9 protein-coding genes are annotated in these 11,501 nt (G+C 72.9%); 4 read left to right on the top strand and 5 right to left on the bottom strand.

Translation table 11 applies throughout. The features are described from left to right. Positions 1–32 precede the first annotated feature (32 nt). From PGH47_RS06445 to PGH47_RS06435, 3 genes are all read left to right on the top strand, one after another. On the top strand, positions 33–518 hold the full coding sequence (locus tag PGH47_RS06445; protein WP_271662647.1) for a rhodanese-like domain-containing protein: 486 nt from the start codon (positions 33–35) through the stop codon (positions 516–518). A gap of 57 nt (positions 519–575) precedes the next feature. Continuing rightward, positions 576–1,091 (top strand): immunity 21 family protein, encoded by a 516-nt coding sequence (locus tag PGH47_RS06440; RefSeq protein WP_271662646.1) that lies wholly within the window; start codon positions 576–578, stop codon positions 1,089–1,091. A gap of 128 nt (positions 1,092–1,219) precedes the next feature. Beyond that, entirely contained in the window at positions 1,220–2,053 is an 834-nt protein-coding gene (locus PGH47_RS06435; RefSeq protein WP_271662645.1) for an SDR family oxidoreductase, read from the top strand. Between the two features lie 137 nt (positions 2,054–2,190). Here PGH47_RS06435 and PGH47_RS06430 read toward each other — a convergent pair whose 3' ends face one another. Both PGH47_RS06430 and PGH47_RS06425 read right to left on the bottom strand, forming a co-directional pair. Beyond that, positions 2,191–3,879: a DUF885 domain-containing protein gene (locus PGH47_RS06430; RefSeq protein WP_271662644.1), complete on the bottom strand. Its 1,689-nt coding sequence runs from the start codon at positions 3,877–3,879 to the stop codon at positions 2,191–2,193. A gap of 64 nt (positions 3,880–3,943) precedes the next feature. After that, positions 3,944–4,450, bottom strand: a complete 507-nt coding sequence (locus PGH47_RS06425) for an Lrp/AsnC family transcriptional regulator (RefSeq protein ID WP_107912126.1) — start codon at positions 4,448–4,450, stop codon at positions 3,944–3,946. 93 nt (positions 4,451–4,543) lie between these two features. Between PGH47_RS06425 and PGH47_RS06420 the strand changes: the two genes are divergently transcribed. Continuing rightward, positions 4,544–5,794, top strand: coding sequence for a trans-sulfuration enzyme family protein (locus PGH47_RS06420; protein WP_271667995.1), 1,251 nt, complete (start codon positions 4,544–4,546; stop codon positions 5,792–5,794). 12 nt (positions 5,795–5,806) lie between these two features. On the opposite strand, the gene PGH47_RS06415 is transcribed toward PGH47_RS06420, so the two are convergent. The 3 genes from PGH47_RS06415 to PGH47_RS06405 all read right to left on the bottom strand — a co-directional run bounded on the left by PGH47_RS06415 (position 5,807) and on the right by PGH47_RS06405 (position 11,435). Next, positions 5,807–7,189: a GNAT family N-acetyltransferase gene (locus tag PGH47_RS06415; protein WP_271662643.1), complete on the bottom strand. Its 1,383-nt coding sequence runs from the start codon at positions 7,187–7,189 to the stop codon at positions 5,807–5,809. 179 nt (positions 7,190–7,368) lie between these two features. Continuing rightward, complete coding sequence (locus tag PGH47_RS06410; RefSeq protein ID WP_271662642.1) at positions 7,369–10,029, bottom strand: DUF7824 domain-containing protein; 2,661 nt, start codon at positions 10,027–10,029, stop codon at positions 7,369–7,371. Next, positions 10,026–11,435: an SWIM zinc finger family protein gene (locus PGH47_RS06405; RefSeq protein WP_271662641.1), complete on the bottom strand. Its 1,410-nt coding sequence runs from the start codon at positions 11,433–11,435 to the stop codon at positions 10,026–10,028. Before PGH47_RS06405 ends, PGH47_RS06410 begins: the two co-directional genes overlap by 4 nt. Between the last annotated feature and the right edge of the window lie 66 nt (positions 11,436–11,501).

Here is an 11,501-nt window from a genome sequence, read left to right as displayed (position 1 = left end):
GGGAAGGGCGCGCCGACCATAGTTTTGTGGGCATGACGAACCCCACCGCCACCGCCGCCAACCCCGTCCTGCGCGTCGCGCCCGCCTCGCCCGCCGAGGCCGCCGCTCACTTCCGTGCGAGCCTCGCCTTCCACGCCGACGTGTCCGACGTCGCCGCCGCGCTCGCGGCCGGTGGTGATCCCGGGTTCGTCGTCGTGGACTCCCGCTCCACCGAGTCCTGGGACCAGGGCCACATCCCGGGCGCGATCCACCTGCCGACCGCCCTCATCCCCGAGCAGGCCGAACTGCTCCTCGACAAGTCCGTGCCCGTGGTGACGTACTGCTGGGGCCCCGGCTGCAACGGCGCGACCCGTGCCGCCCTCGCCCTCGCGGAACTCGGCTACCGGGTCAAGGAGATGCTCGGCGGATTCGAGTACTGGGCGCGTGAGGGGTTCGAGTTCGAGACGTGGCAGGGGCGTGAGCGACGTGTGCCCGACCCGTTGACGGCACCGGTCGACGCGGACAACTGCGGCTGCTGAGACGCCAGTTGGACACTGTGGACTTGTGGGGCCGCTGTGCGTGTAGGTTCTGCTGCCATGGTGAGATACGCGGAGCCGGGCACGGTGGAGTGGATCGAGTCGGGCGGCGGCCCCCTGATAGCCGTACCGGAGACTGTGCTGCCGTTCTGGGCCGGTGCCGATGGCGACGAGACGGCCTCGGACTACGACCGGGCCTGCGAGGTCGACGGGTTCGTCGGACTGCTGCCCGTGGGTGACAGCGCGGCGCTGGTCTTCGGTGACGAGCCCGCCTCGACCTCCTATCTGCCCGACCACGGCACCTTCGTACGGTGGTGCGCGGCCGACTCCGAGGCCGAGCTGCTCGCCCGGGTCCCGGCCGCGCTGGCCGTCGCCGACTGGGGGCACGAGGTGCGCTGGAAGGTCCCGGGGACCGTGGTGCTGTTCGACTCGGCCTGGCCGGGACGGGACACGGAACGCACCGAGCATCTGCGGGTCGCCCTGGAGCCGGGCGCGTACGCGGTCCGTGCCGCTCAGGTGCAGCCCGGCCCCGAGACCTGGCTCGGGCTCGTCCAGCTCCGCCGGCTGCCGAACTGACCCGCGAGGGCGGCGGAACAGTCGGCGATGCCCGGGTGTGGCGCAACGGTCGGCAACAGCCGGGTGCACCGCAGCGGCCGGCAATAACCGGGTGCGCCGGAACCGGTCGTTCACCATCATGATCTGCCATGCCGCGATTTCCGCACCCCACGCCCGAAGACCTGCGCCGCGACCCCCTGCCCCTGCGTGGCCGGACCGCTCTGGTCACGGGGGCCAGCAGACGCGCCGGCATCGGCCATGCCGTGGCCCGGCGGCTCGCCGCGTACGGCGCGAGCGTCTATCTGCATCACCATGTGCCGCACGACGACGCCATGCCGTGGGGAGCCGACCGGCCGGAGGAGGTCGTCGCCTCCGTGCGCGAGGCGCTCGGCGATCCCGAGGCGCAGGTCCTCGCAGGGCCCGGTGACCTCTCCGACCCGGCCGCGCCGGCCGAACTGATCGCCACGGCGACCGCCGCGCTCGGCGGACGGCTCGACATCCTGATCGCCAACCACGCGGTCAGTGGCTCCGACGGCACCCTCGACGAGATCGACGCCGCCATGCTCGACACGCACTGGGCGGTCGACACGCGTGCCGTGCTGCTGCTGGTGCAGGCCCATGCCCGGCTGAGGCCGGCCGGGCCCGGCGGCCGCGTGGTGATGATGGCCTCCGGCCAGGACATCGCCGGCGGTATGCCCGGCGAGATCGCCTACGCCCTCCAGAAGGGCGCCCTCGCCTCCGTCACCCGCTCCCTGTCGACCACGCTCGTCGAGCAGGGCATCACCGTGAACACCGTCAATCCCGGGCCCGTGGACACGGACTACCTGTCCGGTGAGGCGTACGAGGCCGTGGCGGCCCGATTCCCCTCCGGCCGCTGGGGCATGCCCGACGACCCCGCCCGCCTCATCGCCTGGCTGACGACGGACGAGGCGGGCTGGATCACCGGTCAGGTCATCGACTCCGAGGGCGGATTCCGGCGCTGATCAGGGCGCGGAGCGCGATGAGCCGGTCCGCGCCCGGGGCGGGCCCGCAGGGGACGCAATACGACGAGCCGGTCCGCGCCCGGGGCGGGCCCGCAGAGCGCGGATCACGATGAGTCGGTCCGCGCCCGGTCATTGCCTCAGAGCGCGGACAGCTCGTCCACCAGGTCGTCCAGGCCCAGCGACCCCTGCGACAGGGCCGCCATGTGCCATGCCTTGAGGTCGAACGCGTCGCCGTGCCGCTCGCGCGCCTTCTCCCGGCCCAGCAGCCAGGCCCGCTCGCCGAGCTTGTAGCCGATGGCCTGGCCCGGGATCGTCAGGTAGCGGGTCAGCTCGCTCTCAACGAAGTCCGCGGGACGGCTGCTGTGCGACCCGAAGAACTCCTGCGCCAGCTCCGGAGTCCAGCGCTCGCCCGGGTGGAAGGAGGAGTCGGCCGGGATCTCCAGTTCCAGGTGCATGCCGATGTCGACGATGACCCGGGCCGCCCGCATCATCTGCGCGTCGAGGTAACCGAGCCGGTGCTCCGGATCGGTCAGGAAGCCGAGCTCGTCCATGAGCCGCTCCGCGTACAGCGCCCAGCCCTCGGCGTTGGCGCTGACCCCGCCGATGGTGGCCTGGTAGCGGGAGAGGTTCCCGGCGACGTACGTCCACTGCGCGAGCTGGAGGTGATGGCCAGGCACGCCCTCGTGGTACCAGGTCGAGACCAGGTCGTAGACCGGGAACCGGGTCTGGCCCATCGTCGGCAGCCAGGTGCGGCCGGGGCGCGAGAAGTCCTCCGAGGGGGCGGTGTAGTACGGGGCCGCCGCGCCGCCGGGCGGGGCGATGCACGACTCCACCTTCCGCACCGGCTCGGCGAGTTCGAAGTGCGTGCCGTCCAGCTTCTCGATCGCCTCGTCCATCAGGCCCTGGAGCCAGTCGCGGACCTCGTCGACCCCCTCGATGTGCTTGCCGTGCTCGTCGAGGTGCGCCAGCGCCACCCACGGCGTCGCGGCACCCGGGAGGACCTTCTCGGCCTCCTTCTTCATCTCGCCGAGCAGGCGGTGGTACTCGGCCCAGCCGTACGCGTACGCCTCGTCCAGGTCCAGGTCGATGCCGTTGAAGTAGCGCGCAAAGCGGGCGTAGCGCTCCCTGCCCACCGTGTTCGCGGCACCCTCGATCGCCGGCGTGTACACGTCGCGCATCCAGTCGCGCAGCTCCACCACGGCCGCCGTCGCGGTGCGGGCGGCCTCGTCCAGCTCGGCGCGCAGCGCCTCGGGGCCGGCCGAGGCGAAGTCCTCGAACCAGCCGTGCCCCTCACCGGTGTCCGACCACTCGGTGAGCTGCTCGACGAAGGTGGCGGTCGGGCGCGGAGCCGCGTACAGCTTGCGTTCCAGGCCGAGTTCGAGGGCCTCGCGGTAACCCGCGTAGGCGGTCGGCACCGCGCGCAGCCGCTCGGCGATCGCCGCCCAGTCCTCGTCGGTCTCGTTCGGCGTGACCGTGAAGATCTCGCGCACCGAGTGCGCGGGCGTCGCCATGTTGCCGACCGCGCGCAGACCCTCCTCGGCGTCGTGCACGGCCAGTTCGGCGGTCAGCCGCTCGCGGAGCAGGCGCGCGCACCGGCGCTCGATGTCACTGTCCGCGCCGGGCCGGCGTTCGGCCTCGTCGAGCCGGGCGAGCGTGTCCCGCCCGAGCTGCGCGAGCGCCTCCTGGCCCGCGGGGGAGAGGTCGGGGAGCTTTCCCGAGCTCTCCTTCACGCCGAGATACGTACCGGTGACCGGGTCGAGGGCGATGAGTTCGTCGACATACGCGTCGGCGACCTCGCGGGGAAGCGGGCTGTTGGTCTCAGACATGCGGTCCATCCTCATACGGCGACCACTGCCGCGTCAGCCCGGTTTCACCGGCCCTTGTACCGAGTCAGCCCGATTTCGCTGAGGGCGTGTTTCCCGGCGCGTCGGTCGGCAGCAGCGGTCCGCAGTCCCACTCCTGGAAGATCAGCCGCGTCTCGACGCGCGCCACCTCCCGCCGGGAGGTGAACTCGTCCAGCACCAGCCGCTGAAGATCGGCCATGTCAGCCACCGCGACATGGACGAGATAGTCGTCCGGCCCGGTGAGATGGAAGACGGTCAGCGACTCCGGCAGCGCCCGGATCCGCTCCACGAACGGCCCCACCAGCTCCCGCCGATGCGGTCTGACCTGCACCGACAGCAGCGCCTGAAGCCCCCGGCCCAACTTGGCCGGGTCCAGCCTGAGCCGGTGGCCGAGAATCACGCCGGAGCGGCGCAGCCGCGTCACCCGGTCCAGACACGTCGAAGGCGCGACCCCGACCTGGGCGGCGAGATCGCGATAAGTGGTCCGGGCGTCGTTCTGCAACAACCGCAGCAGATGCAGATCGACCGGATCCAGTACGACAGATTCGGCCATTGGCCGAACGTAACACGGGATTCGCACACCTGATCCCGGTCACTGTTCACTCTTCCGGCCATGGACCCAGCGATCAGGGAGGCGAACGACCGCATGCCCGGGTACGACGAAGCACGCATCGCGCCGAGAGCACTCGCCACCGAGGCCGTGCACGCCGGCCGTGACGACCTCGCCCGGCAGGGCCTGCACGCCCCGCCGATCGACCTGTCGACCACCTATCCCTCCTACGACAGCCGCGGCGAGGCCGCCCGTATCGACGCCTTCGCCACCACCGGCGCCGAGCCGGACGGCCCGCCCGTCTACGGCCGCCTGGGCAACCCGACCGTCGCCCGCTTCGAGACCGCCCTGGCCCGCCTGGAGGGCACCGAGGCCGCGGTCGCCTTCGCCAGCGGGATGGCGGCCCTGAGCGCGGTGCTTCTCGTACGGGCCTCGATGGGGCTGCGCCATGTCGTCGCCGTACGCCCGCTGTACGGATGCAGCGACCATCTGCTCACCGCCGGTCTGCTCGGCTCCGAGGTGACCTGGACCGACCCGGCCGGCATCGAGGACGCGTTGCGCCCGGACACCGGCCTGGTGATGGTGGAGTCCCCGGCGAACCCGACGCTCGCGGAGCTCGACCTACGGGCAGTCGCCCACGCCTGTGGCTCCGTGCCGCTGCTCGCGGACAACACCTTCGCCACGCCCGTCCTCCAGCGCCCCGCCGAACAGGGCGCCCGCCTCGTGCTGCACAGCGCCACCAAGTACCTCGGCGGGCACGGCGACGTGATGGCGGGCGTGGTGGCCTGCGACGAGGAGTTCGCAGGCCGGCTGCGGCAGGTGCGGTTCGCCACGGGCGGCGTCCTGCATCCGCTGGCCGGCTATCTGCTGCTGCGCGGCCTGTCGACGCTCCCCGTCCGGGTGCGGGCCGCGTCGGCGACCGCCGCCGAACTCGCCGGCCGCCTCGCCGCCGACCCGCGGGTGGCCCGGGTCCACTATCCGCGCATCGGCGGCGCCATGATCGCCTTCGAGGTGCACGGCGATCCGCACGAGATCATCGCCGGCGTCGACCTGATCACCCCCGCCGTCAGCCTCGGCAGCGTCGACACCCTCATCCAGCACCCGGCGTCCATCAGCCACCGCATCGTGGACGCCGACGACCGCCGTGGCGCCGGGGTCAGCGACCGGTTGCTGCGGATGTCGGTGGGCCTGGAGGACGTCGAGGACCTGTGGGCGGACCTGGACGCGGCGCTGGAGCGCGCCGGACGGGGCGCGGGGAACTCCGCGACCGGCCTCAGCGCGCCCGCAGCCACCGTCGAGAACTCCGCGACCGGCCGCACCGCGCCCGCAGTCACCGTCGGGCACTGAGCCTCACGGCGCTCAGGCCTTCCCCCACTCACCCCCGCTCGTGAGCCGCTCCGCGACCGGCTCCTCCCGCGGACCGTCCAGCCGGGCCGTGATGACCAGGGTCCCCTCCTCGATCTGATAGTCGAGGGGGAGGCCCAGGCCGCGCATCGCGGCGACCATCCCGGTGTTGGAGGCCTGCGTCACCGCGTACACACTCGCGCACCCGGCCTCGATCGCCATCGAGACCAACCTGCGCAGCAGCTCCGCGCCGATGCCGCACCGCTGCCACGCGTCCTCGACGAGCAGCGCGACCTCCGTCTCGTCACCGTCCCACAACAGGTGGCCGAGGCCGACGATCCGCCCCGACGCGGTCCCCACGGCGAGGGTGCGGCCGAAGCGGGGGCTCAGCAGGTGCTTCAGATAGCGGTCCGCGTCCCCTATCGGGCCGTGGTACCGCATCCCGAGCGTGCGCGCCGAGCACCGCTCGTGCATCTCCTTCGCGGCCTCCAGATCACCGGTGTCCGCGCGGCGCACGGTGATGTCGCTGCCCTTGGGCAGCGTCAGCACGTCCTGGCTGCGCGGCACGCGCGGGCCGAGCCGGGCGTCCAGTTCCACCAGTGCCCTCGCCCGCGCGAACTCGGTCGGCGTGAACGGCAGATACGGCCGCTCCACAGTGATCACTCCGCCTTCCGGCGCCCGCAGCCGCATCACGGTGTCCTCCAGAGCCCCTTCCACCGGCACCGGCTCCGGTCGCCGGCTGCCCACGGCGGGCACCGCGGGCAGCGACCGGATCGTGCACCGGCCCAGCAACTGCCGCAAAGCCAGCGGCAGTTCCGCCGCGTCCAGGGCGGTGCGCGTCGCCAGGCCCAGCACCCGGGTAGGCGCGTCCACCAGGTCGTGGGCGTCGGCCCGCTCGATCCAGGTGCCGGAACCGCCGGCCACTGCCACCGCGCCGCTGATCTCGTCGGCCGCGAGGGCACCCGGCGAGCGGAGCAGGAACTCGTCCACCGTGCCCTCGGCCAGCGGATGCGTCTGGAGGCTCAGGATGTCGACCCGCAGCCCGGCGAGCGCCGCGCACAGCGCTGCCAGCGAGCCCGGTTCGTCCTTCACCGTCGTCCGCATCCGCCACAGCGCCCCTTCCCGGGACCCCGGCGCGGCCGTCTCCCGCGCCTGCTCCGACGGCCCGGCCCGCTCCTCGGAGCTCGGCCGGGCATCGGTATCGCTCGCCGGAGGCGCGTGACCGTGGCGGCGTGATCGCCATGCGCGCAGGCCCGCGCCGGCGACCAGCAGGGCCGCCGCGGCCAGCAGCACCGGTCCGTCGGGTCCGAACCCGTCGCGGTTCGCGGTGGCCTCGGCCACCGCCACCGCCGTCAGGACGGCGGCGAGTTCGACGGTGTTCCGCCGCCAGTGGTGCACCGGACGTCCGTGTTTCGCACGCGTCACATCAGATATGTCTCGACTCATACACCCACTGTGAAGGAACGGTGTTGCGTGATCACGAACGCATTGTGACCGGGCGGTAAAGAGCCACTATGACGGTTTTGTGACTTATTCAACTGTGTGGGATGCGACGACCCGGTCAGCGGGCCGCCCCGTCAGGCGGCCACGCCCTCCGCCAGCGCGCTGTGCAGCCGCCGGGCCTGCGTCACGAGCCGCGACGAGCCACGGCGCTCCGCCGTCCCCGCCAGATGCGGGAGTTCCTCGCGTGCCCCTGTTCGCTCCGCGCATTCCGCGGCGACGGACAGGAGATCCGCGAGCCCGCGTGCCGGAGCGGGCGTCTCGCCGGTCGCGAGGTCCGCGAGCAGGATCGGCAGCACGTGCCGGAGCACCGACCACACGGTGGCGTTCGCCCCCGTGGCAGCCGCCGTCCGCACCGAATCCACCAGCCGCGACGGCTTCACCGCGCCCCGTCGCACCAACTGCCCCAGATCCGCGCCCAGCCGGTCCGCGTCGAGCTGCCCCCGTGCCGCCAGCACCAACAGCGCGTCCACGGCGGCGAGCCGGTCCTCCGGATGCCGGGCGCCGAGCCCGTACGCCACGCACAGGTGCACCGCCTCACCCGCGGCGCCGTCCGATTCGGCGAGCTGGGGAAGTATCGCCGCCTCTCCCCGCGAGTCGTCGACGGCGACCGTCGAGAGATCGCCCACCATCCTGACCGCCACCAGCTCACGCTGCTCGGGCAGCACGGCGAGCCAGTGCGGCCGCATGCCCTCGCTCCAGTGGTAGCAGTGCCAGCGGTCCTTGAAGACGCTCACGGCCTGCCCCAACGGGCGTATCCCGGGCGGGAAGTCCGTCTGGAGGCCGGCGATCTCGCCGGCCTCGACGAGTATGCGGTTGCCCGAGGTCCGCCGCCGGAACGCCGGCGCCGCGAAACCCCCGGCGCGCAGCCACTCGGCGAGACGCGTCCCCTCCGCCGTGCCGAGCGCGGCGGCACGCTCCGCCGCCGCCTCGGCCTCCGCCCGCTCGGCGCACCGTACCCGCAGCAGCGCCTGCGCGAAGTCGGCCTCCGACACCCGCGCCCCGAGCCGCCGGTACTCGGCGAGACGTGCCACCAGCTCGTCCGGCGCCAGCAGTCCCGTACCCCACGTGGGCGTGGACAGCAGGAACGGCAACGGCTCGGTGCGGATCCGGTACGCCACCTCCCAGAGGCGGGTCTCGAAGGCCCGGGTGAGCGGGCTGTGACCGCATTCGTCGGTGGCGGTCCCGTGCTGGAGGGCGCGATGGAGTGTGTCGGTGCGCACCTTGCCGCGCAGGGTCGCCAGCAGGAGCTCGAGGCCCTGGCCTGGGTTGATCAGACCGTGGTACCGGGTGAAGTAGTCGTCGGCCGTCGACGCGAACCGCGGTTCCGGCTCCGCCCACCAGCGCTGCGCGATGACGGGCTCCAGCGCCTCCAGCAGAGCGTCCGGGGCGCCGTACGCATGACGTACGAGCCCGTCCAGTGCCCGCTCGAACGCCGCGACGTCGCCGTCGGAGACGAGCAACGCCCCGACCTCCTCCGCGACTTCCACCGCCGACTCGGGCGCGGGCGCCAGCCACACCGGCTCCGGCGCGGGCGGCAGCACCTCCTCGTACGCCACCGGCTCCAGGAGCACGGGGGAGCCGCCCAGGCTCTCGGCCGCCCGCTTGCGGAGCGTCGGGATCAACTGGTCGGCTGAAAGCGCGAGTTCCTCCCGGATCTCGGCGGTGTCGGCCTTCTTCACGTGGCGCTCCACGAGCTTGAGCGCCCGCTCCTGCACCTCCGAGTCCGCGTGCCCGAACGCCTGGGCGACGGCGGGCAGCAACTCCCCGGCGGTGCCCGGATCACGGGTGATCGCCTTGCCGAGCAGGACCAACTGGGCGCGCACGAGCTTCTTCTCGGTGCGGAACAGGACGGCGCCCGACATCTCGGCCAGCTGACGTGCGGTCACCTCACCGTCCAGGGCCAGCGAAGCCAGCACCGACTGCGCGTGCGCGGCCACGACGGACGCGGCGTCGGCGGCGAGTGCCAGCCAGTCGGCGATGTGCTCCCGCCGCTCCTCCCGGGTCAGGTCGAGCGCCTGGAGCATGCGCAGGAACACCCGGTGGTCGGCGGCCGGACCGCCCCGCAGCAGCCGGGCCAGACACGCGTCCACGGTCGCCTTCCGGTCCAGCACGCCCTCTGTGGTGAGCTGGGCGATCGCCTCGTTCCAGCTGTTCGGGCCCTCACCGGCGGTCCAGGCCAGACGGCCGCCGATGTCGTTCGTCTCGAACAGCGCCGCCGTCAGCCGGGCGAGGTGCGGGTCCTTGCGAAGCCGGGCCAGGACCGTGTCGCCGCGCTGCCAGACATGGCCGATGTACTCAACCCAGCCGTGGACGTAGGCCTCCGTCGTCGGAACCTGGCAGCCGGAGAGCCGGACCAGCCCCGCCATCAGCTCGTACGGCACCCGGGCGGTCGGCGGACGCTCGGCGATCCGGTGCGCCACATCGCCGAGCCAGGCAGGCGCCCGGTCGCCCAGTACGTCGATCAAGACACCCGGCGACGCCGGCCACCAGCGCATGTCGGCGGCGGCCAGCCAGCTCGCCACACCGGCCGCACCGGTCTGACAGGCGGCTCCCGCAGCATGCAGAGCGGGGTAGGCGCGGCGGGACTCGGAGGTCCACTGGTCCGCCCGCAGCTCCTTGCGCAGCGCCCTCAACTCCGGGAACAAAGCGCGCCGTTCGGCGTCCGTCATTCCGTCCAGGAGACTGACCACCTCGGCCGTCCGTCCCGCCCGCACCGCGTCCATCAGTGAAGTCATCGTGCATCCGCCTCGACTCGTGCCATGTCCCGCTCCGCCCCGGCGTCGCCCCGCCGCACCATCCGTACCGCCAGCGCGTGCTTGCAAGGCCCGCGCCCGCCCCGGTACTTCGCCCACCACAGACAACTGCAGCTGAGCACCCCCGCCTCGTCACGCACCCGGTGCACATGACCGTCCTCGGCCGTCACCGTCCCCAGGGCGCCGTCCAGCGCGACCGCGCCCGCCGCCACCAGCGCCCGCGCCGAGCGCAACCGGGGGTTGTGGCGCTCCACCCGCTCGGCGTCGTACGGCAGCTCCCGGTGGAAGTAGGCCGCCTCCGCAGTGTCGTACCCGACCCGGCCCGACGTGCCGAGGCGGATCAGGGCCGCCCGGACCCGCTCCGGCGTGAGGCCCGAGGCCGACGCCAGGTCGGCGACGTCGACGCGGGGCTCCCACGCGAGGAGCACCGAGATCAGCTCCGCGTCCTCGGCGGCCTCGTCGGTGGCGAGCGCGTCGAGGACACCGCCCTCGCCGGAGAAGCCGCGCGAGGCGTCGGGAGACAGCGTCAGCGTCAGCCGCATGCCCGGCAGGACCACCTCCCAGGCACTCGCCGTCGCGGCTGCGCCGCCGGTGACCGCGGGGCCGTACACCCGAAGGGCCGTGGCATGCCGCAGCACCCGCTGGAGCGCGATCAGCCGCTCCGGACCCGGCAGGCACACCGCGCCGGGCACCGCCCGCGTCGTGGGCCGCAGCGTGTTCCCCGACGGCACCACCCACCGCGGGCCGGCCGAGGCGGTGCGCGCCCCGCCGCGCGGCAGCGCCCGCAGGAACCGCACCGCGTCGGCAGCCGGCAGCTCGGCCCGCAGATCGAAGCCGGCCACCATCACCTGCGCCTCGGCGAAGCCCCGCAGCCAGCGGTCCGGTAGCGGCACCTTCTTCTCCACGACCGGCCCGTCCATCGTGGTCACCGCCAGCTCCTCCGGGCCCACTCGCAGATGCAGCGGGTCGTCCGAGCCGATCCTGGACAGGGCCTCGCGCAACGGGTTGTTGACGTCGACGTTCGTCGTGCCGTGCCCCACCTCGCCGCCGTCCAGGCCCGGCTCCAGCACGTCCAGGCGGGCGTACACCCCGCAGCAGCCGGAGAACGACTCGAAGCGCAGCCGGTCGCCGTTGCCCGTCACCACCGGGTCGAGGGAGGCCCGCAGCTGCTGCTGGTAGTACCGGGCCGCCGCCACGTCGGCCACCGCCAGCAGCCCCGCCGAGGCCACCTGAGGGGACGTCAGAAAGCCCGCGAAGAACTGCGGATGGTCCTTCACTCCCGTGGGTGTCGCACCCCGGGAGGTCTCAAGACCGAGCAGCTGTCCGCCCGCTGCGGACTCCAGCACGGAAGGTCGCCGATAGGCCACGGCCTGCAAAGATCGCGTCATGGAAAAACCGTAGAGGCGGCCACTGACAATCGGCTCTGACCTGCGAAGACGCCCTGTCGGATGGGT

This window comes from Streptomyces sp. HUAS 31, assembly GCF_028198125.1.
GTDB lineage: Bacteria > Actinomycetota > Actinomycetes > Streptomycetales > Streptomycetaceae > Streptomyces > Streptomyces chartreusis.
This window is presented reverse-complemented; position numbering and strand designations above follow the sequence as displayed.